Below are 21130 nucleotides of genomic sequence, written 5' to 3'. Positions count from 1 at the left end.
CGTCGACGGCTGCGTGGCGTGACCGCCATCTGGTGGTGCCGTCGGGACCTGCGGCTGCGCGACAACCCGGCGCTGTGCGCCGCCGCCGAGGACGGGCCGGTCGTTCCCCTGGTCGTCGTCGATCCGGCACTGCTGCACGACGGTGCCCGGCCGCGCGAGGCGTGGTTCGCGGCCACGGTGCTCGCTCTCGACGAGCAGCTGGGCGGCGGGCTCGTCCTCCGCCGTGGCGTGCCCGTCGACGAGGTGGTGGCCGTCGCGCGTGAGGTGGGCGCGAGCGCCGTGCACGTCAGCCGCGAGACCACGCCGTTCGGGCGGCGCCGCGATGCGGCCGTGCGGGCGGCGCTCGCCGAGCACGGGATCGACTGGGTCGAGACGGGCTCGCCGTACGCCGTCACCCCCGGCCGGGTGGTCAAGGCCGACGGGTCGCCGTACCGGGTGTTCTCCGCGTTCCAGCGCGCATGGCGCGAGCACCGCTGGCCGCGTCCCGCCCGGCTCCCGTCCGAGATCCACTGGAACGCTCCGAGCGGGGGCCCCGACGAGGACGTGCGGGAGGAGCTCCGCGCCGCGGTCCGGTCCTGCGGCATCGCGCTCCCGGCGGCGGGCGAGGAGGCCGCGCTGGCCGCCTGGGACCGCTTCCTGGCCGACGGCCTCGCCCGCTACGCCCGCGACCGCGACCGCCCCGACCTCGACGGTTCCTCGCGCCTGTCGCCGTACCTCAAGGTGGGCGCGGTGCATCCCCGCACCCTCCTGGCGGGGCTCGGACCCGGCGAGGGAGCGGAGAAGTTCGCGTCCGAGCTGTGCTGGCGCGACTTCTACGCCGACGTCCTGCACCATCACCCCGAGAGCCTGACGACCGACCTCACCGGGGCTCTCGCCGGCCTGGAGTACTCCGCCCCGGGGCCGGAGTTCGAGGCATGGCAGCGGGGCGAGACGGGGTACCCCCTCGTCGACGCCGGGATGCGCCAACTGCTCGCCGAGGGGTGGATGCACAACCGCGTGCGCATGGTGGTCGCCAGCTTCCTCGCCAAGGATCTGCACGTCTGGTGGCCCCACGGCGCCGCGCACTTCCAGGACCTGCTGATCGACGGCGATCCCGCGTCCAATGCGCACGGGTGGCAGTGGGTCGCCGGGACGGGGACCGATGCCGCACCCTACTTCCGGGTGTTCAACCCCACCGCGCAGGCGGAGAAGTTCGATCCACGGGGTGAGTACGTCCGTACGTACGTGCCGGAACTCCGGCATCTGAGCGGCGCTGCGGCGCTCACCCCGTGGAAGCTCCCCGGGGGGTACGACCACGGCTACCCGGAGCGGATCGTCGATCACGCCGAGGAGCGGCTGGTGACCCTCGAGCACTACCGGGTCGCGAAGAAGTCCTGATCGCGGGCCCCGGCGACGGCGGTTCCCTGGCCGCCCGCGCCGTCCGGGTGACCGGTCGGACCGGATCGGGCCGGGTGCCGTCGGGGACCGGGGCGGGACACCTCGATCCCGATCCCATCCGCCGCGCCGTCGGCTCCGAATACCTGGTGACCGAGATTCCCGACCAGGAGGCGCCGCGGCGTATGGACACGACGGGCCGACCAGGCAGACCGCCCCGGATGAGCCGGGACAAGATCGTCGCGACGGCGATCGAGATCCTGACGCAGGACGGGTACGCGAAGCTGTCCATGCGCTACCTCGCCGCGCGGCTCGGCACGAGCCCGATGGGGATCTACTACTACTTCGAGTCGAAGAACCAGCTGCTCGGCTTCCTGTTCAGCCACCACGACGGCATGGTCGATTTCCGGCGCGATTCCCCCGCGCAGGAGCCGTTCGAGCGCGCCGTCGCGATCGCCGAGGCGATGGTGCGCTACCTCGAGGCGCACCGCTGGGTCTTCGCGGGGCTGCTCGACGGCTACATCGGGGTGGAGGACTTCACCGCCAATCACCTGGCCGATCTGGTCGAGAGCGTGCGGGACCTCGGCCTCGACGACGACGATGCGGCGGAGACGGTCCGCGGCATCTGGCGGATCGTGCTGGGCGAGGCGTTGATCCGGGCGGCGATGCCGGACAGGGGGATCGGCGCGGAAGCCGACGCGCTCGGTCCGCTCTCCACCGAGACGGTGGAGAGCTACCTGGCCGGGCGTCTGGCGCGGGTGCACCGGCGCCGGTGACCCGATGCGCCGGCCCGGGGCGGTCCGGAGCGGCCCGGGGCGGTCCGGGGACCCCGCACTGTGATCCGCATGACTGTCCGGAGCGCGGTCCGCGGGCGGCTTCGCGCTCAACGTCCTTCGCGCCCAGGTGAATTAGATGCCATCGTACGACAAACCTTCGTGGTGCCGAGCCGGCGGCGATGCGCTAGAAACATGATGTGAGCGAGGCAGTGAAGCAGCAGGAGGCCGTCCGCCCCGAGGGGTGGGAGATCTGGCACGGCGACGCCTACGAGGTGAGCTCGGAGGTGGTGCGGGGATTCAGCCGCGCCGTCCGCGACTCCAGCGTCCCCTACGGCGTGCGCGGGATCCTGCCCGCGGACACCCCGATCCCCATCACGCTGCTCGCGGCGCCGATGTTCGACGCCGCATCCGCGCTGGTCAGCCGTGCGATCCCCAACTGCAACCTGTCCCGGATCGTGCACGCGGCCCAGCAGTTCACGGCGCTCGCACCGCTGCGGATCGGGCAGCGGATCAGCTTCGGGGCGCGCCTCGTCTCGCACGTGATCAAGGCGAACACCGACATCATCGTCATCGATGTGACCGCCTACGCCGAGGGGGTGCCGCACCTCGCCGCGGTCATCACCCTCGCGCACTCCGCGACCGGCGGCCCGGAGGTGGATCTCGACGCGGTGGCCGATCTGATCATGCTGACCGGTACGGGGCCGTCGGACAGCGACGCCTACACGGCCGTCGGCGACTGACGGTCCGCTCAGGACAGCAGCTGCGTGATCCCGGCGCGGTAGGAGGTCGGGATGAAGTCGGGGAACCGGTTCGCGAACGCGGTGGTGTCGAAGATGTTGTCGACGCCGTAGCGCGGCAGCAGCTCCGAGGCCTCGCGGGCCTTGGCGTTGATCAGGCCCGCCGCCGTGAAGACCGGGAGCGGGATCGTGCTGAACGGGATCGTCCGGCCCGTGACCTCGGCGGCGATCGCGATCAGCTCGCGGTAGGTGCGGCGATCCTGGTCGATCGGCAGGTGCCAGGTCCGCCCGTAGGCGTCGGGGGTGTTGCCGATCAGGCCCATGGCGCGGCTCGCGTCGGGCGTCCAGATCAGGCTGCGCCGGGTGTCCGCGCTCACGGGGACCAGGGGGCGCTTGCCGGCCTTGATCCGGTCGAAGACGGTGGTGTTGGTCAGGCCCTGCGTCTTGCCGGGGCCGTAGAACTCGGGGGCCCGCACGATCACGGCCTCGATCCGCCCGGCGTCCATCTCCTGCTGTAGCCGGGTCGTGATCCGCGCGCGGACCGCCGCCTTGCGGCCGCGCGGCTCGAACGGTGTCCTCCCCTCCACCTGCGGGACGGCCGTCTGCGGGTACATGTAGGTGTTGTCGAAGAAGACCAGCTTGGCGCCGTGTTCACGGACCGCGGCGATGGTGTTCTCCATCATCTGTGGGAAGCGCGCCTCCCATAGCGCCGAGTCCATCGGGAGGCCGACCGTCAGGTAGACGATGTCGCTGCCCGCGACGGCCTTCTCGGTCGCGGCGGCGTCCAGCAGGTCGGCAGCGACCGGTTCGTCCGTCGCGTTGACCCGGGCGGGCGTGCGCCCGACCAGCCGGATGTCCTGGGTGACGTGGTCGTGCAGGTACCGCGCCAACTCCTCGCCGATCTGCCCGTTCGCGCCCAGTACGGTCTGCATGATGTCCCTCGTCCCGTCGATGTATGCAGTGCTTACACGCCGAGGTTAGGCCGGTATGTAAGCGGTGTCAACACGGTCGACGGTCCGCTGGGCGCGCGGCGGAGTCTCGACCTGGAGCGGCGGGCGGCGGTGGGCCGCGACCCGCTTCCCGCGGGTGATAGAAATCGATCCTTGACATATCACCGAGGCCGCAGCAGACTTCGGATGCAGTTCCTACATCAATGTACGAATCGTTCCGACAGGGCTGGAGTCGAGCATGGTGTCCCTTCACGGCAAGGCGTCGACGACGCAGGCCGCCACCGAGCCGGTGGGCGTGGAGATCCACGCCCGCAACGTCGAATTCGACTGGGAGAACGTCCCGCTCGAATGGATCCCGGGCGAGCCGGTGGCGAGCGACATCGTCAGCTCGATCCTGCACGTCATCCTCCCCGAGGGGGAGCGGTGGTTCTGCGAGGTCTACACCGAGGCGCTGCCGTACGTGAAGGACGAGGACCTCGCCCGCACGATGCGCGGGTTCATCGGCCAGGAGGCCATGCACGCCGAGTCGCACGACCGGGCGCTGTCGGAGTACCTGGAGCGCTGCGGCATCGACACCGCCCCGCTCGCGCGGCAGATGGAGTTCACCTTCCGCAAGATCCTCGCCCCGCGCCGCTACCGCTCGGACCGCGCGCAGTACAACGACATGGTGCAGCGCCTGTGGCTCATCGCCGGCATCGAGCACTACACCGCGATCCTCGGCGTCTTCGCGCTCAACAACGCCTGGGACCAGTACGACGTGAACCCCGTGATGGCCGACATCTGTCGCTGGCACGGCGCCGAGGAGGTCGAGCACCGGTCCGTCGCGCACGACGTGGCGAACTACTTCGACCCCAGCTACCTGCACCGGGTGCGGGCGATGCTCACCATCGTCTTCTTCCTCGGCCTGACCCTGCACCGCTCGTCGGGCTACATGCTGCGCAAGGACCCGAACTTCGGCTACTCCTACCCGCGGCTGTGGTGGGAGTACCTCAGGGCCTCGCACAAGAACCTGCTGCCGAAGATCCGCAGCGTCATCAAGTACACGCTGCTCTACTTCAAGCCGAACTTCGACCCGGCCTCGATCGGATCGACCGCGCAGGCCGTCGCCTACCTCGCCACCTCGCCGGCGGCGCGCAGCGCCGAGTCCTGACCGGGCACCGCCCCGCCGGCCGGGCGGCCGGGCGGCCGGCACCGTCGAACCGCGGTGTGCCCGGGCACGACGGGGCGGGAGCACGGCGGTTCGACGCGCCCATGGCGCGTGACGCGCGCGTCGTCCAGACTGTGAAGGTTCACCGGTCGTCACGAGAGGATCCCCAGGCAGCATGATCAGTACCCGCATCACGGAGATGTTCGGCATCGACCACCCGGTGGTGTGCGGCGGTATGACGGGCCTGGGCACCGCCCCGCTCATCTCCGCCGTCGCCAACGCCGGCGCACTCGGCTTCCTCACCGCGCTCACCCAGCCGAGCCCCGAGGCGCTGGCCGCGGAGATCAAGCGCACGCAGGACCTCACGGACAAGCCCTTCGGCGTGAACCTGACGATCCTGCCGACGATCAACCCGGTCCCCTACGACGAGTACCGGGCCGTCATCGTCGAGTCCGGGATCAAGATCGTCGAAACCGCCGGGTCGAGCCCCGCGCCGCACCTGCCCGACTTCCAGGCGGCCGGCGTCAAGGTGATCCACAAGGCCACCAGCGTGCGGCACGCGCTCTCCGCCGAGCGCAAGGGCGTCGACGTGATCAGCATCGACGGCTTCGAGTGCGCCGGCCACCCCGGCGAGGACGACGTGCCCGGCCTGATCCTGATCCCCGCCGCGGTCCGCGAGCTGAGCATCCCCGTCATTGCCTCCGGCGGCCTCGCCACCGGCAGCGGCCTCGCCGCCGCGCTCGCCCTGGGAGCCGACGCCGTGAACATGGGCACCCGCTTCATGGCGACGGCCGAGGCGCCGATCCACGAGAACGTCAAGAACCAGATCGTCGCGAACTCCGAGCGCGACACCGTGCTCGTCTTCCGGAACTTCCACAACACGGCCCGCGTCGTGCGCAACGAGGTCTCGGAGCAGATCGTCGAGATCGGGGAGCGCCCCGGCGCGACCTTCGACGACGTCGCCGAGCTCGCCTCCGGCGCCCGCGGCCGCGCGAACGTGCTCGGCGAGGGCCGCATGGACGACGGGATGTGGTGGGCCGGGCAGACCCAGGGCCTCATCCAGGAGGTCGACACCGTGGCGGCCGTCGTCGACAAGGTGGTCGCCGACGCCGAGGAGATCATGACCCGCCGGTTGCCGGGCCTGGTCCGCGACTGACCGACCCCGTCGCCCGACGGTGCGCGGCCGTCGGGCCGGGTGTGCGCCTCGCTACCGGGCGGGTGCCGGCGCGGTGTCCGGCGCCCGCTCGGAGTCCCTTCGCAGGCTGTAGACGACGCCCGCGAGCGCGACGAAGAGCCAGGTCAAGTACCAGATCTGAATGAAGCCGGCGGTGTCGAGGATCAGCGAGATGACGATCATCGCGGCGATGGAGCCCGCGATGCCGCTGCCGAGTTCGGCGATGGACCGATCCTTGGCCGCCGACGCGATCAGGGCCAGGAGCAGGCCGACGACCAGCGCGGCGACGAACGTCGCGAAGCCGATGAAGCCGGCCTCCATGAGGCGGGAGATGTACTGGTTGTCGAGCACCGGCTGTTTGAGGGCCGGGTACGCACCGACGCCCTGCCCGAGCCACGGGTGCTCCCAGAAGTGCTCCTGCGCGTAGGTGAGGCCGCGCTGGCGGGAGTGGATGGAGTCGTCGCCGAGAGCGCCGGCGAACACCGTGAACATCGACGAGATGAACTTGAGCTGGAACAGCAGGCCCAGTCCGATCGCCGCCCCGCCCGCCACGAGTCCGGCGGCCACGCGCGTGATCGGCCAGCGCCAGCACATCACGGCGAGCGCCGCCGCCGAGCCCACGACGGCGGACCGGGACAGCGTGACGAGCGCGCCGCCGACGAGGATCGCTGCGCAGCCCGTCCAGAGCCAGAAGGTGGCGCTCCGGCGCGCGCGGGCGTCGAGTGCGAGTGCGAGTGCGAGTGGTGTCATGACCGTCAGCACCGCGCTGAGTTCGAGGGGATGGCCGGCGGCGCCCTGCGGTCGGGCCACGCCCTCGCGCATGAGGTTCGTGACGATCTGGTAGTCGCGGAAGTTGAGGCCCGGGAGCGTGAAGTACGCCGCGAGGTCGATGCCGGTACCGACCTTGACCAGGCCGAACCACGCCGACAGCGTCGCGCCGAGGACCAGCCCGCTGAGCACGATCCGCAGGCCGCCGACGGACCGGAGCACCGTGAGCAGGAACAGCACCGTGCCGAGCAGGTACAGGTCCCCGAGGATGTAGCGGTCGAGCGCGACCTGGGCGACGTGAGGAACACCCCGCATCATGCTGGCGCCGAACGAGAGGAACGAGGTGGTCACGTACGCCAGGACGGTGATGAGGGTGATCCGCTCGCGGATCGGACCGGAGAAGCCGGTGACGTTCAGGCACACCCAGGTGATCCCGGCGCCGGCGAAGAGCGTCTGAGCCACGCTCAGCCCGAACGTCCCCGGCACGGTGAAGGTCTGCTGCATCCCGAGGAGGAAGAAGCAGGCGGTGCCGATGAACAGCGCGAAGGCGAGGTCCGGCGGCCTGTCGAACGTGTGCTCACCACGCGTCCGCGCCGGCCGCGTCAGCGTCGCCGACGGCGCGCCGCGGTCGGAGACGAGCGTCATCGCGCGCTCTGAACCTGTCGGACCTCGAGCTCGTCGTCGTCCTCGTCCTCGGCCTCTGCAGCGGCCGGCGTCGCCGGCGTGCCGGTGGTCGCCGCGGGCGACGCGTCCTGGGCATCGTCGGTGGCATCGGCGGTGGCGGTGGCGGTGGCGGGGCTCGCGTCGCTGGTCTCGTCCAGCTCGGGGAGCGGGATCTCGCCGTCCTCGGAGACCTCCTCGACGCGGTCGCGCCAGCGGGTCATCGCGCGGCGCGCGGCGTCGCCGGGCGGGCGGATCGGGATCGCCGCGGGCACGACGCGGGACGGTGCCGCGGCGGCGTCTGCGCCGAGTGCGCCGACCGGGGCGCCGGGCGAGACCGCGACGCCCGACGTGGCCGCGGCACCGGACGCGGCGGCGGGCATCGTCGCGGCGATCCCGGGCTGTGCGGACGCCGCGTCGACGGGGGTGGAAGCCGGTGTCGCGGGGCCGTCGGCGGCCGGCGAGCTCACGGACCCGGCTGCGCCCTTGTTCCGGCGGTACGTCTCCCACCCGGCGGCGGCGATGAGGCACAGGACCAGCGTCGCCAGGGCGGCGCCCATCGCGAGGCCCAGAGCCGCGCGCATCGGATTGCCGCCGACCTCCATGCCGGTGGTCGGGGTCACGGGCACCCGCAGGTCGGCGAAGGTGTTGCCGACGACACCGGCGTCCACCTGCATCTTCTTGAACTCGGCGCGCCAGAACGCGATCAGCGCGTCGGCGCCGGCCTTCGACTGCTCGGCCGTCGGCGCGGACACCGTGAAGGTGATGAGCGGGGAGATCTGCTTGGGGTTGCCGTCGCCGACGGCGGCGATCATCGTCACGTCGGGGGAGGCACCGGCCCCCTCGAGCGCGGCGGCACCGCGCGGGGACTGGGCCACCACGGTGAGCACCTGGGCGATCTGGGCCGCGCCGTAGTCGAGGCTGGTGAAGGGGTTGTCCTTGGCGTTGACGCTGCCGGCTCCGGGGGGAATCACCAGGACTGCCGCACTGCTCTCGAAGTGCGAGGTGGTCGACTTCCACCCGATGGCGCCGCCGGCGATGCCGGCGACGATCACCAGGAGGATGATCGCGGGTTTGGTGAGTGCCCAGCGCAGGAAGCCGGCGACGTTCATTGGCAGGGTCTCCCTCAGTGCTGTTGCAATCGCATATATACGGGCATTGACTGTACTACGTCGATTCACGCAAGTGCACCTCACACCTGCGGCCTTGCTCACACTTCGTCGGCTCCGGAGCTGGGCTTCGCCAGTCCCATCAGCGTCCGCAGGCGGATCGGCCCGACGAGTGCGCTGGTGAGCAGGTATGCCACTGCCGAAGCTGTGAGCGGGATCAGGACGAACTGGTGGCGCAGGACGATCGCCACGCTCGTGGCGACCGCGAGCGGCACCGCCAGGCGGAGCAGGTATCCCCACGGCGCCTGGAAGGGCGCGCGCGAGCGCAGGCGCCAGCCGGCGACGACCATCCCGATGACCTCGCTGACGATGAGCGCGCTCGCCGCGCCGATCGCGCCGAAGAACGGGATCAGGGCGACGTTCAGCACGATGTTGCCGGTGAGGTTCACCACGTTCAGGCGCAGCAGGAACACCTGGTCGTGGGCCGCGAAGAGCGCCTGGCTCAGGACCGCCGTGACGAAGGTGACGGCGAGCGCGATGAAGAGCAGCGCGAGCGTCCGGCCGCCCGCCACGACGAACTCCTGCGTCGCGAGCAGCCCGATCAGGCTGGGCGAGAGGACCAGGCCGACCACCGCGATCGGCGCGCCGACGAAGATCAGGACCTCCGCGCTGCGCTGGACGAACTGCGCGAAGCGGGCTCTGTCGGTGGCGAACAGGTTGGTCATGGTCGACAGCGACGAGGCCAGGAAGACGGCGGAGATCACCGTGGCGTTCGAGGTGATCTGATAGGCCAGGCCGTAGGCACCGGTCTGCGCCGGCGTGCTGAGCACGCTGAGCAGGAAGGCGTCGGCGCGCCAGTACAGGGCCGCCACGATGAGCACGCCGGTCTGGGGCAGGCTCTCGCGGATCAGCTCCCAGCTCTGCCGGGCCGAGAACACCGGGCGGATGCCCACGGCCCGATGCGCGACGAAGCCCTGGATGAGCAGCATCACCAGCGGCGGGATCAGCTGCACCGCCGCGAACCACACCAGATCGGCGTCGATCCGGACCAGCACGATGGTGCCGATCAGCGAGAGTGCGCGTCCGCCGACGTCGGAGACCGCGACCGCGCCGAACCGCACGTCGGTCATGAACAGCGGCTGGAAGCACGAGGCCAACGTGGTCAGCGCGAGGCCGCCGGCGATGATCGCGATCATCATCGGGACCTCCGCGGTGTCGCGGTAGATCAGCCAGCCCGTCCCGATCGCCGCGGCGGCGAGGGGAACGCAGTAGGCCAGCGACAGCCCGACGTTCAGCCGGATCAGGTGCTGCAGATCGCCGGTGCCGGACGTGACGCGCCGGACCACGACCGCGCCGATGCCCAGTTCCGTGAGGCTCGTCCACAGGCCGATGAAGACGATCGCCGAGGTCAGGTGCCCGTAGGAGACGAGCCCGAGGTGGGTCGTGGTGATCGCCATCGTGGCGAGCGAGGCGACGAGGCCGACGACGCGGGCGACGAGCTGCAGGCCGAACGCCTTGGCGATACGGCCGGGTGTCGCCCGCCCCCGCTCCGTGTCGTTGTGCGACTCGATACCCTCATCCCCAGACGGTGCGGGGGCGTGCGTTCCCGAGGGCGGGGTGGCCGTCGGATCGAAGGGATGATTCGGTGCGGGTGACGGTGCCTCTTGCTGGGGGATTGACGGCTCCGGCGTGGGCGCGCCGCCATGCGGCGGGTGAAGTTCCCGATCGGTCACCGTACGGCCTCCATCGGCTCGAGAATCATGGGATGCGCGTCGAGTTCGCCTCCGCGCGGCCCGGCGAGGGGCTCCGCGGGCGCGTCGAGCAGCGGCTCGCCCGATCGGTGCGGCACCGCACCGGCGGCTACGAGTTCGTCGAACGGACGCTCGGAGCCGGTGCGCGCGGCGGCGACGCGATCCTCGCCTACGACGAGCGCACGGGGGTCCCGGCGCTGCTGACGGGGAGGACGCCGGTCGCCGCGGGCGTCGGCTGGTTGACCACTCGCGCCGGCGCCGGCCGGGTGCACGGCGAGCTGGCGGCGCGCGCACTGCCGCGGGCCGCGGCGGTGTGGGCGCAGTGCTCGGCCGTACTGCCGGTGCTCCAGCGGGAGTGGGGGCTGGCCGCTTCCCGTATGCAGTTCATCCCCCTGGGTATCGATACCGATTTCTATGTCGAGCAACCGGTTCCGGAAGACACGGATCTCGTCGTGAGCGCCGGCGAGGACCGCTTCCGCGACCACGCCACCCTGATCCGTGCGATGCAGCGGGTTCGCGCGACGCGGCCCCGAGCACATCTCGAACTGGCCTCCGGATTGCATTTCGACGCTCCCGAAGGCTTGGTGACGGTGCACACCGAGCGTTTGGACGGACGGATCCGCGACCTCTACGCCCGGGCGGGCCTGATTGCGATTGCACTTCATCGTACAGTCACCGGCTCCGGTCTCACGGTGGTGCTGGAGGCGATGGCCAGCGGGCGCCCGGTCGTGGTGACGGACAATCCCGGCGTCTCCGACTACGTGGAGCACGGCGTGACGGGACTGCTGGTGCCGCCGGAGGACCCCGACGCGATGGCCGCGGCGATCTCCGAGCTGCTCGCCGACGACGCCGCGCGGATCGCGATGGGCCGCGCCGCAGCGGCACGGGCGCGCGAGCGGTTCACGACGGAGGTCATGGCCGCGCACCTGGCCGACATGCTGACCGCGATGTGACGCGGACCCGGTGACGCGACCGGGTTCCCGGAGAGGCCGCCCGCGGCGTGCTGACTCGTCCACCGCCGTCCTCTCCCTCGCGCCGGCGCCGGCGATCCGACTGTGCAATGCCGAATCATGCCACGCTGTCCTTCCGTATAGTATGTCGAAGCTGAAGGACCCGGCGACCTGTGAGGAGAAGTTCGTGCCGAGCGAGCTCGACCGCGCCTATCTCCCCGGCGGACTCCGGTCCGCCCCGCCGCCGGCGACGCCGGGGCACCGCCCGCTCGCGGTGCTCGTCGTGGCCTACAAGAATCCGGACGACCTGCGGGCCTGTCTGGACTCCGTCGCCGAGCACCTTTCTCGTACACGTACGTTGATCTGGGACAACTCCGGTGCGGACTGGCCCGGGATGGCCGAGTTGCGGGCAGATTTTCCCGATGTCGCATGGCACGGCGACGGGACGAACGTCGGCTTCGCCGCCGCGGTCAACCGGCTCGCCGCACTCGCACCCGACGCCGATCTGCTGTTGCTCAACCCGGACGCGGTGCTGCGCGGCGATCTGGCTGCGACCCGTGCCGCGCTGCGGTCTCCGGGCGTCGCCGCAGCCGCGCCGAGAATTCATGATCCTGCACATCGGGACGCCGCCGACCGCGAGTGGGACGTCGCGCACCGCCGTCGGGGCCCGATCCGCGCACTGGTCTCGTACGCCGGGTACGCCCCGCGCCTGCGCGCCACGCCGCTCTCCGACCTGTACGCGCAGGCCCCGGCCGAGGTCGACGGCTACCTGACCGGCGCGTGCCTGGCGATCCAGCGCGACGCCTGGGACGCGCTGGGCCCGTTCGACGAGGAGTTCTTCCTCTACGGCGAGGAGACGGACTGGCAGCAGCGGGCCCGCGGCGCGGGCTGGCGGCTGGTCCTCACTGACGACGAGGGGATCACGCACACGAGCGGCGGCACCGTCGCCGACGACGCGCGCGCGAGCCGGCGCTCCGGCGACCTGCTCCGCGCCAACATCGCACTCAACCTCGAGCACGACGGCGGGGCCCGCACCGCCGATCTGTACCTGGCCGGCACCTCGGTCCTCGACCGCGTGCAGCGCTCCACCCGCCGCGCGCACGCCCGCGCGGCGCGCGCCACCGATCGACCCGCGATCGTGATCACGACGAACCGGCTGGTCTACGGCGGCGCCGAGCGGCAGCACGTGCTCCTCGCCGCCGAGCTCGACCGGCGCGGCTACCCGGTGACCATCGCGTGCATGCAACGCTTCGGCCCGCTCGTCGCCGACGTCCCGCACTCGGTGCGCGTCGTCCGGCAGCCCTGGTTCGCGCCCGTGCTCGATCCCGTCACGGGCCCGCAGATCCTCATCAGCGCGACCACGAACACCGAGACCGGATTCGCGACGCTGTGGCGCGCCGGCCGCCGTGACCGGCGCTGGCTGGTCGCCTCCCACTCCTGGTTCGACGCGCAGGAGCCGACCTTCTCGGCGCCCCTGGCCCGCGCGATGCGCCGCGCCGACGGTTTCGTCGGCCTCGCGGACGGGCACTGGGACGTGGGCCCGCAGTTCCAGGACCTGAACGCACCGGTCTTCACCGCGCCCAACGGCATCGACCGCGCCGCCGCCCGCGGCGAGGTCCCGCCGCGGCCCCCGCTCGGCCGCCCGCGCCGCCTGGTCGTGCTCGCCCGCGCCGTCGAGTTCAAGAACCCGCACCTACTGGCCGCCGCCCTGGCGGGCGTTCCCGATCAGGACTGGGAGCTCTCCATCTACGGCGACGGTCCCGACCGCGCGCGGCTCGAGGCCATGACCCCGGACTCCGTGCGCGATCGCGTGCACTGGCGCGGATGGACGCCCGGCCCCGAGGCGGCCCTCGCCGAGGCGGATCTGCTGTGCGTGCCCAGCCGCGACGAGGCCTTCCCGCTGGTGATCCTCGAGGCCATGGCCCGCCGCGTGCCGGTGGTCGCCTCGGCCGTCGGCGCGATCCCGGAGATCCTCGCCCACGGCGAGGCCGGGCGCCTCGTCGAGGAGGTCACCGTCGACGGCTGGCGCGCGGCGATGACCGACATGCTCGCCCACCCGCAGGAATGGGCGGCCCTGGGCGACAGGGGATTCGAGCGGATGCGGTCCAACTACTCCGTCGAGGCCATGGCCGACGCCTACGAGGCGGCGTTCGCCGGGGTCCTGCGATGACGGGACGCGTTCTCTGGCTCTCGCCGTGGATGCGGCCCCTGGCCCGGGTGTACTGCGAGCAGCTGATCGAGGCCGGCTGGGAGGTGCTCCTGGTGACCACCGATCAGCACCCGGAGTCCGACGGGGCGCGCGCCTACGAGCGGGTGCTCGACGCCCGCCCGCGCACGGCCTCCACCTGGCCGGGTTTCGCGGCCGGGCTGCGGGCGGTGCGGGCCTTCGCCCCCGACGTGGTGGTCACCGAGCTGGTGCGCGACCCGCGCTGGATGCTGCTCGCGGGCGGCGCCCCCCGGGTGAACCTCGTGCACGACGATCGACCGCACGGTGCCGACGAGGTCTTCCCCGCCTGGGAGCGGGCGCTGTTCGGCCGGTGGAACCGTTCGGCGGCCGCGACCGTCGCGTTCAGCGATCACGTCGGCGCGCGGGTCGGCGCGGCCGCGGTCGCGCCGCTGACCAGTGATCTCGACGAGGCCCGCGTGCCGCCGTTCGTGGCCGCCGCCGGCCGCCGGGACTTCGTGGCGGTCGGGCGACTGTCGGAGTACAAGAACCTCGGCGTGACCCTCGCCGCGTGGGAGCGTCACGTCGCCGGGCCGGGGTGGCGCGGCGACGAACTGGTCCTCATCGGCGACGGTGACCTGCCGCAGGATCTGCCCCCGTCGGTGCGCTGGGAGCGAGGGCGGTACTCGTACGACGACGTGCTGGCGCCGATGGCCCGCGCGAAGGGCTCGGTGGCGCACTACCGGCTCGCCACGCAGAGCGGGGTGCAGGTGCTCGCGATGCAGCTCGGGGTGACGCCGATCGTCTCCACCGAGGGCGCCCTCCCGGAGTTCCAGCCCCCGGGGGAGGACGCGATCGGCGTGGAGGACGTGGCCGGCCTGGCCCGGGCGTTCGACGCCCTGGCCGACCCCGCGGAGGCGGAGCGGCGGGGACGCGCGGCGCGGGAGCACTACCTGCACGCGTACGCCGCGCCGGTCTCCGTGCGGCCGCTCGCCGAGGTCCTCGCGCGGAGCGTCCGGCCCGCACGGCGCGCCCGCCCCGCGCGGCGCTGAGCACCGCGCGGGTGACGGGGATCGGACCCGGTCAGCTCCGCAGGTCGGCGGCCCTGGTCCGGGCGGCGCGCGCGAGGAACGCGGGATTGCCGAGGAGGTAGCGCCGGGCCTTGTGCGGCTCGCGCAGCAGGATGTCGACCCACTCCACTCCCAGGCGCCGCGCCAGGCCGGGCGCGCGGGTCCGGGTGCCGGCCCAGAACCCGAAGAGCCCGCCCACTCCCGCGATCAGCGGCACGGCCAGCGCGGCGCGGTGGCGCGCGATCCACTGCTCCTGCAGGGGATTGCCGAAGCCGACGAGCAGCACGTCCGGTGCGGCCGCGGTGATCGCCGCCAGGATCTCGGGGCAGTCGTCGAGGTCGAAGAAGCCGTGGTGGCGGCCCACGATCTCGACCGGGAAGCGCTGCGCGGCCGCCGCGGCCGCGGCCGCGTTCACCTCCTCGGTCCCACCCAGCAGGTACACCCGCAGGCCGGGCGCCGCCGCCAGCAGCGCGGGGATCACGTCGGTGCCGTTGAGGTTCGCGCGCAGCCGCACGCCGCGCATCCGCGCGGCCCACCGCACACCGGTGCCGTCCCCGAAGACGAACGACGAGGAGTTCAGGACGTCGCGGTAGTCGCGCGACTGCGCGGCGAGGTTGAGCGTCGCCGCATTGGGGAAGACGACGGTGCGCGTCCGGTCGCCGCGCGCCGCCTCCCGCAGCCGCGAGACGGCCTCGTCGAAGGGCAGATCGTCGAACCGGACCCCGAGCATGTGTACGTCGTGCACGGGTTCAGGGTACCGGTCCCGTTTGCGAATGCAGTAGGCTTGCCGGTGTCGAGCCCGGTGCCCCGCGCACCGTCGAGAACCGCTGCGGGGGTGAGCACATGACCACGATCCGCCGCGGAGCCCTGATCGTGGTGATCGTCGCAGCGCTCGTCCTCGCCACGCTCGCGATACCGCGGCCGCGGGTGGCTGAGCCGGCCACGACCTGGATGCGCGGGATCAACGTCGCGACCATGCTCACGCAGGCCGTCACGATCTACGACCACCCCACCGTCACCGGGACCGGGGAACCCGCGATCACGTACGCCCGGTTGCGGGAGCGCGGTCACCGGCTGATCCGCCTCCCCGTGGACTGGACCTTCCTGCAACCCGGACTCGACGCGGGCGACGACGCTTTCCATCCGGCGTACTGGAACGCGATCCGGGCGGAGGTCGGCAAGATCGAGGCGGCCGGCATGCGGGTCGTGCTCGGCCTGCACAACGGGTGCGAGTGGCGCGCGCCGCGCTCGACCGCGGCACCGCGGGTCTGCGGCGCCGGGCTCACCGTCGAGCAGACGAACCGGGTCTGGCGCATGCTGTCCGCCGGCTTCCGCGACGAGCCGGCCGTCGTCGCCTACGACCTGTTCAACGAGCCGACCCGGTTCAGCCACCCCACCCGCGGGGACCTGCAGTCCGCGGACAAGCCCCCGTACGCGGTCTACCAGCGGCACGTGCAGGAGGTGGTCACGGCGCTGCGCGAGGTCGGCGACCGCAAGGTTCTCTGGGTGGAGTCCCTGTGCTGTTCGCGGTTCTCCGACTTCGCCTACACGGACCCGCGCGGCGGCTGGGTCGACGACCCACTGGGCCGCATCGTGTACTCGCAGCACATGTATCCGGTCAGCAAGAGCGGCGAGGGCGAGGTCTTCGACCCGGCCAAGCTGGACAGGAACTACGTCCGGGACGCGGGACGGCCCTGGTCGGACCGCGGCTACGAGACGGGTTTCCTCGGCCGGCTGCGCACGTTCGGCGAGTGGTGCGCCCGCAGCGCCGTGGAGTGTTCGGTCGGCGAGGTGGGCTGGTACGGCCCCGGCCAGAGCGCGGCCAGCGCCGAGCAGTGGAACCGGCTCGGCGATCGGTGGTACGCGCTCGCCAACACGTACGGCCTCGCCGTCACGTACTTCGGGACGTCCTCGGCCTTCCACGGTCCGCTCTGGGCCTACGACGCTCCGGGCCCCGACGCGTGGTTCCCCGCGCCGGGCCTGTCCCGCCTCCAGTCCCAGGCCGCCGTCATCGAGAAGCCCGAGCACCTCACCCGCGAGTAGCCGCGGGCCCGCCCTCTGCCGCCAGCTCGATCCAGAGCGCCGCCAGCCGCGCGTGCCACGGCTCGATCGCGAAGTCGTCGGCACGGGTGCGGGCCCCGGCCGAGATCGCAGCGCGCAGTGCGGGATCGGTCACCAGCCGCGCGAGCGCGGCGCTCAGCGCGGGGACGTCGCCCGGCGGGACGAGGAGGGCGTCCGCGCCGTCGGTCACCGCGTCCGGGATCGCGCCCACGGGTGTGGTCAACGGCGCCAGGCCCGCGGCCATCGCCTCCAGCAGCGCCATCGGCAGACCCTCGTCGTAGCTGGGCAGGGCGAAGACCTGCGCGGCCGCGAGCAGCTCGTCGCGCCCGGCCGCGTCGACCCAGCCGCGCACCGTCACCGCGTCCCCGACGCCGGCCGCGGCGACCGCGGCGCGGACCTCGTCCACCTCGCCGTCGCCGGCCAGCGTGAGGTGCAGGCGCGCCCGGATCTCCGGTGGCAGGGCCGCCACCGCCGCGACGAGGTCGTAGCTGCCCTTGCGCTCGCCGAGCCGGCCGAGCGCGACGACGCGGACCACCCCGTCGGGCGGCGCGGCGGCGGCCCGGGCGGGAACGGCGGGCACGGGGTTGTAGAGCACCTCCACGTCGCCGCGGGGCAGTCCCATCGCGGCCGCGTACTCGGTGGCGAGCCCGGTCCCGAGGACCAGCCAGCGGTCCGCGGGCAGGGCCGCACGCACGAGCGGCCGTGCGGGAGCGGGGAGCCCGGTGACCCACCCGCCGAAGTCGTAGCTGTGCCCGTGCACCACGGCCGGCACGCGGCGCAGGCGCGCCGCCCAGAGCACGGGGGCCTGCGGACCACGCTGCCGCCGTGCGAGAGGTGCACGTGCACCACGTCCGCCTCGCCGCGCAGCACGGCCAGCACGCCGCGCGCCATGCCGCCGAGGCCGGTGCGCAGCCGCTGCCCGACGGTGCCGTCGACGTAGGTGGTCAGGAGCCGCACCGCGATCGCGGGATCGGGCTGCGCCGCCATGTGCCCGACGACGGTCGCGATCCCGCCGCGGCTCGCCGGGCCGGGCGCCGCGGGGCCCACCACGAGCACCCGGGTCGGCGCGGTCACGACGGGCCTCCGGTCAACCGCCGCGGCGCCGCGGTCCGGCGCAGTGCGGGCGCCACGGGCCGGCCCTCGAGCAGCCCTCGACGGTGCCCGCCTCCAGGGCCTTCCGGTACGGCACGAGCGCCGCCGCGACCGCGTCGACGGTGTGGTCGACGTCGGCGTCCGTGTGGGCCGCGGAGATCACGAAGGACTGGCCGAGCACACCGCGCCGCAGCAGCTCCTGCAGGAACAGCGTCCGGTACGCCTGCGACGGCGCGCCGTCGGCGTCGCGGGTGGTGAAGACGAGGCACGACGGCCGCCCGATGGCCCGCACCGCGTCGCCGACGCCCGCCGCCGCGGCGGCCGCGTTCACCCCGTCGGCCAGGCGCCGCCCGGCGCGCTCCATCGCGCCCACGGGATCGCCCTCGCGGTAGGACCGGGCGACGGCGCGGAAGGCGGTGAGCGACCGTCTCCGGGCCGTGGGTCGTGGACAGCAGGAAGACCCGGTCGGCGTCGGTGTTCAGGCCGCCGAGTTCCATGAGCGCGCGCTTGCCGGCGAGCGCCGAGATCGGGAAGCCGTTGCCCATGGCCTTGCCCCAGCACGAGAGATCGGGCGTCACGCCGAAGACGGACTGCGCGCCGTGCGGCGACCAGCGGAACCCGGTGATCATCTCGTCGAACACGAGCACGGCGCCGTGCTCGTCGCACAGGGCCCGAACGGTTTCCAGGAAGCCGGGCTCGGGCTCGGCGAGCGCGGTGGCCTCGAGGAACACCGCGGCGATGCGGCCGGGGTGCTCGGCGAACCGGGCGCGCAGGGAGTCGGCGTCGTTGTAGCCGAACCGGACCGTGAGATCGGTGATCGCGGTGGGGATCCCGCCCGCCATCTCGGTGGATCCGATGAACCAGTCGTCCACGGAGAAGAAGGGTTGATCGCAGATCGCCACCAGATCGCGGCCGGTGGCGGCGCGCGCGAGCCGCAGCGCCGCGGTGGTGGCGTCGGAGCCGTTCTTGCCGAACTTGACCATGTCGGCGGTGGGCACCATCGCGAGGAAGTCCTCGGCGGCGTCGAGCTCCGTCGTCGTGGGCCGGCTGAAGTTGAGCCCGTCGTCGAGGCAGGCGCGCACGGCGTCCACCACGGGCGGGTACGCGTGGCCCAGGGTCACGGCGCGCAGGCCCATCCCGTACTCCACGTACTCGTTGCCGTCGGCGTCCCAGACGCGCGCGCCGCGGCCGCGGGTCAGCACCGGCGGCATGAACTCGGGGTACTGGTCGGCGCCGCGGGTAGGTGTGCGCGCCGCCGGGCACCAGGTGGTGCAGGCGTCCTGCAGTTCGCGCGAGCGGGTGAAGTCGGGTTCGGTCATAGCTCGGTCACCAGTCTTCCGCGGAGGGCCGGCCAGGCCTCCAGCACCTCGTCGTGCAGGTCGGGCAGGGTCAGCAGGACGGGCCCGTCGAGCGCGGCGAGGTGCTCGGGCGGCACGATCGGGATGTCGGTGCCGGGCATGCGACGGCCCTGCTTCGACGGGGAGGCGTCGGCCACGCAGGACACGAGGGCCGCGTCCAGTCCGGCCAGCGCGAACAGGGCGACGGCCCGCGAGGCGGCGCCGTAGGCCCCGACGGTGCGGCCGGCCGCCGCGTGCTCCTGCGCCCACGCCCGGAGCGCGCGCGCCTGGTCGGCGGGCGCCGCACTGAGGGTGCGCAGGCCGGCGGGGGTGCCGAGGCCGGAATCCGCCTCCTCGGCGAGGATCCGGCGGACGACGGGGTCCGCCGTGCCGGCGCCGGGGACGACGTCGGCCGCGCCCGTGTGCCGCACCGCGAGCAGCACGGTGCCCCCGTAGAGGTCGAACTCGAAGGCGCGCACCGGCTCCAGCCCCGCGGCGGCGAGCAGTCGCACCAGGGCGGTCAGCGTGTAGTAGCCGAAGTGGCCGTGCCGTAGGGCGGTCCACTGCAGGTGGTCGACGATGCCGCCGAGCGGCTGGTACTGCAGCAGGAGCACGCCGCCGGGTGCGACGGCCGCGGCGCGCGCGGCGAAGGCGGCCCGCTGGTCGGGCTCGTGCATGATGCCGAAGCTGTCGAGGACCACGTCGGCGGGACCGTCGGCCTCGTGGAAGCCGCGGTCGGCGAGCAGCGGCAACCAGGTGCCGCCGTGCGGGCTGCCGAACTCGCGCACCGTCGTGCCGCGGAGCAGGCCGGCGTCGGCGACCCGGGCCACCGCGTCCGCGCCTGCTCGCGCAGGGCCGCGGCTCCACGCCGCGGGGCTCGTCGTGACGGTGTCGTCGTCGGCGAGCTGCGCGAGGCCGCACGCCGCGCACAGGTCCATCGCGAGGGGATGGGCGGATTCGCCCGGGTCCACCGGGGTACCGGCGGGCGGGAAGTGATCCGCCGCGGGGACGCGGCCCAGGTCGAGCACCCGGGTGAGTTTGACGGAGCCGCAGGCGCGGCACGTGCGCGCGTGTCTCATGGCAGCATGTCCCCATGCGCATCGAGCAGACCGACCTGGCCGACGTCCTGCTGCTGGTCCCCACCCGCACGCGGACGACCGGGGCCTGTTCACCCGCACCTTCGACGCGGACGTCTTCGACGAGTACCTCGGAGAGCGCGGCGCGGCAGCGCGTTTCGTGCAGGATTCCCAGTCCCGCTCGGTGCGCGGCGTGATCCGCGGGATGCACGGCCGATCGGGTCGCGGCGAGGCCAAGCTGGTGCGCTGCGCGCACGGTGCGGTGCACGACGTGCTGGTCGACGCGCGACCGTACTCGCCGACGTTCGGCCGCAGCAGGGCCTTCCGACTCGACGACGAGACCTTCCACACCCTGTACGTGCCGCCGGGCTTCCTGCACGGCTTCCAGGCGCTGACCGACGTGGCGGACGTCTGCTACCGGATCGACCGTCCGCACGATCCGAGCGAGGATCTGGCGGTGCATCACGCGGATCCCGAGCTGGCCCTGCAGTGGCCGCTGGCCGCGTCGATCGTCTCGGCGCGCGACCGGGCGGCGGGCACCTGGGCGCAGCTGCGCGGCCGCCTGGGCTGAGCGGTCCGTCATCGCCGCCGCATCGCCGCGTCGATGACGTCCTGCCCTGCAGGTCCTTGAGCACCGCGAGCCGGGTGAAGTCCTGGTGGAAGGAGTGCTCGGTGAGCCCGTACTCGGTGTAGGCCTTGTGCAGCTCGGCCGCGCCGTCCGGCACGGTCCACTGCGCCTCGAAGCCGAGTTCGTCGCGCCGCGCGGGAGAAGTCGACCCGGTAGGAGCGGGGGTCGTTGCCGGCCTCGCCCGTGATCCGCACGCCGGCGTCGGGCACCACGTCGACCACGGCCTGCGCGATCTCGGCGACGGTGACGTTGTTGCGCTCGGTGCCGACGTTGTACGCGCGGGCGGAGACGGTCTCCTTGGGCGCG

Annotated in this window: 16 protein-coding genes and 3 pseudogenes; 10 read left to right on the top strand and 9 right to left on the bottom strand. The window is 72.8% G+C overall.

Annotated elements, in window-relative coordinates:
- Positions 1–18 precede the first annotated feature (18 nt).
- The 3 genes from BLQ62_RS00090 (at position 19) to BLQ62_RS00080 (ending at position 2890) form a co-directional block, all read left to right on the top strand.
- Complete coding sequence (locus BLQ62_RS00090; protein WP_068564737.1) at positions 19–1377, top strand: cryptochrome/photolyase family protein; 1359 nt, start codon at positions 19–21, stop codon at positions 1375–1377.
- Between the two features lie 218 nt (positions 1378–1595).
- Positions 1596–2150 carry a TetR/AcrR family transcriptional regulator gene (locus BLQ62_RS00085; RefSeq protein WP_068564740.1) on the top strand — a complete coding sequence of 185 codons (555 nt, stop codon included), beginning with the start codon at positions 1596–1598 and terminating at the stop codon, positions 2148–2150.
- 197 nt (positions 2151–2347) lie between these two features.
- Positions 2348–2890 (top strand): FAS1-like dehydratase domain-containing protein, encoded by a 543-nt coding sequence (locus BLQ62_RS00080; RefSeq protein ID WP_231857553.1) that lies wholly within the window; start codon positions 2348–2350, stop codon positions 2888–2890.
- A gap of 8 nt (positions 2891–2898) precedes the next feature.
- Here BLQ62_RS00080 and BLQ62_RS00075 read toward each other — a convergent pair whose 3' ends face one another.
- Complete coding sequence (locus BLQ62_RS00075) at positions 2899–3819, bottom strand: NAD-dependent epimerase/dehydratase family protein (protein WP_068531873.1); 921 nt, start codon at positions 3817–3819, stop codon at positions 2899–2901.
- 256 nt (positions 3820–4075) lie between these two features.
- Here BLQ62_RS00075 and BLQ62_RS00070 point away from each other — a divergent pair, with 256 nt between their 5' ends.
- Together BLQ62_RS00070 and BLQ62_RS00065 are read left to right on the top strand one after the other, a co-directional pair.
- Entirely contained in the window at positions 4076–4987 is a 912-nt protein-coding gene (locus BLQ62_RS00070; protein ID WP_068564742.1) for a metal-dependent hydrolase, read from the top strand.
- Positions 4988–5159: 172 nt separating this feature from the next.
- Complete coding sequence (locus BLQ62_RS00065; protein ID WP_068564744.1) at positions 5160–6140, top strand: NAD(P)H-dependent flavin oxidoreductase; 981 nt, start codon at positions 5160–5162, stop codon at positions 6138–6140.
- Positions 6141–6191: 51 nt separating this feature from the next.
- Here BLQ62_RS00065 and BLQ62_RS00060 read toward each other — a convergent pair whose 3' ends face one another.
- From BLQ62_RS00060 to BLQ62_RS00050, 3 genes are all read right to left on the bottom strand, one after another.
- Positions 6192–7571, bottom strand: coding sequence for an O-antigen ligase family protein (locus tag BLQ62_RS00060; RefSeq protein ID WP_068564745.1), 1380 nt, complete (start codon positions 7569–7571; stop codon positions 6192–6194).
- Entirely contained in the window at positions 7568–8698 is a 1131-nt protein-coding gene (locus BLQ62_RS00055) for a hypothetical protein (protein ID WP_068564747.1), read from the bottom strand. The genes BLQ62_RS00060 and BLQ62_RS00055 overlap by 4 nt, the downstream gene beginning before the upstream one ends.
- 98 nt (positions 8699–8796) lie before the next feature.
- Positions 8797–10428 carry a flippase gene (locus BLQ62_RS00050; RefSeq protein WP_231857554.1) on the bottom strand — a complete coding sequence of 544 codons (1632 nt, stop codon included), beginning with the start codon at positions 10426–10428 and terminating at the stop codon, positions 8797–8799.
- 32 nt (positions 10429–10460) lie between these two features.
- On the opposite strand from BLQ62_RS00050, the gene BLQ62_RS00045 reads away from it, so the two are divergent.
- The 3 genes from BLQ62_RS00045 to BLQ62_RS00035 all read left to right on the top strand — a co-directional run bounded on the left by BLQ62_RS00045 (position 10461) and on the right by BLQ62_RS00035 (position 14612).
- Positions 10461–11399, top strand: a complete 939-nt coding sequence (locus tag BLQ62_RS00045) for a glycosyltransferase family 4 protein (protein WP_231857555.1) — start codon at positions 10461–10463, stop codon at positions 11397–11399.
- Positions 11400–11541: 142 nt separating this feature from the next.
- Positions 11542–13566 (top strand): glycosyltransferase, encoded by a 2025-nt coding sequence (locus BLQ62_RS00040; protein WP_068564749.1) that lies wholly within the window; start codon positions 11542–11544, stop codon positions 13564–13566.
- Entirely contained in the window at positions 13563–14612 is a 1050-nt protein-coding gene (locus BLQ62_RS00035; RefSeq protein WP_068564751.1) for a glycosyltransferase family 4 protein, read from the top strand. The genes BLQ62_RS00040 and BLQ62_RS00035 overlap by 4 nt, the downstream gene beginning before the upstream one ends.
- Before the next feature lie 31 nt (positions 14613–14643).
- Here BLQ62_RS00035 and BLQ62_RS00030 read toward each other — a convergent pair whose 3' ends face one another.
- Positions 14644–15375 (bottom strand): WecB/TagA/CpsF family glycosyltransferase, encoded by a 732-nt coding sequence (locus tag BLQ62_RS00030; protein ID WP_133298589.1) that lies wholly within the window; start codon positions 15373–15375, stop codon positions 14644–14646.
- A 98-nt stretch (positions 15376–15473) separates the two neighbouring features.
- Here BLQ62_RS00030 and BLQ62_RS00025 point away from each other — a divergent pair, with 98 nt between their 5' ends.
- Positions 15474–16673, top strand: coding sequence for a glycoside hydrolase family 5 protein (locus BLQ62_RS00025; RefSeq protein ID WP_068531885.1), 1200 nt, complete (start codon positions 15474–15476; stop codon positions 16671–16673).
- On the opposite strand, the gene BLQ62_RS00020 is transcribed toward BLQ62_RS00025, so the two are convergent.
- The 3 genes and pseudogenes from BLQ62_RS00020 to BLQ62_RS00010 all read right to left on the bottom strand — a co-directional run bounded on the left by BLQ62_RS00020 (position 16660) and on the right by BLQ62_RS00010 (position 20199).
- On the bottom strand, positions 16660–17490 hold the full coding sequence (locus BLQ62_RS00020) for a glycosyltransferase family 4 protein (protein WP_244499915.1): 831 nt from the start codon (positions 17488–17490) through the stop codon (positions 16660–16662). The genes BLQ62_RS00025 and BLQ62_RS00020 overlap by 14 nt on opposite strands.
- 271 nt (positions 17491–17761) lie before the next feature.
- Positions 17762–19102 (bottom strand): annotated as a pseudogene (locus BLQ62_RS00015) (glutamate-1-semialdehyde 2,1-aminomutase).
- Positions 19099–20199, bottom strand: coding sequence for a class I SAM-dependent methyltransferase (locus BLQ62_RS00010; protein ID WP_083350774.1), 1101 nt, complete (start codon positions 20197–20199; stop codon positions 19099–19101). The pseudogene BLQ62_RS00015 and the gene BLQ62_RS00010 overlap by 4 nt, the downstream one beginning before the upstream one ends.
- 14 nt (positions 20200–20213) lie before the next feature.
- On the opposite strand from BLQ62_RS00010, the pseudogene BLQ62_RS00005 reads away from it, so the two are divergent.
- A pseudogene (locus BLQ62_RS00005) lies at positions 20214–20767 on the top strand (dTDP-4-dehydrorhamnose 3,5-epimerase family protein).
- A gap of 22 nt (positions 20768–20789) precedes the next feature.
- Here BLQ62_RS00005 and BLQ62_RS23110 read toward each other — a convergent pair.
- Positions 20790–21130, bottom strand: a pseudogene (locus BLQ62_RS23110) (NAD-dependent dehydratase); the annotation flags it as partial.

Source organism: Tsukamurella pulmonis, assembly GCF_900103175.1.
GTDB lineage: Bacteria > Actinomycetota > Actinomycetes > Mycobacteriales > Mycobacteriaceae > Tsukamurella > Tsukamurella pulmonis.
This window is presented reverse-complemented; position numbering and strand designations above follow the sequence as displayed.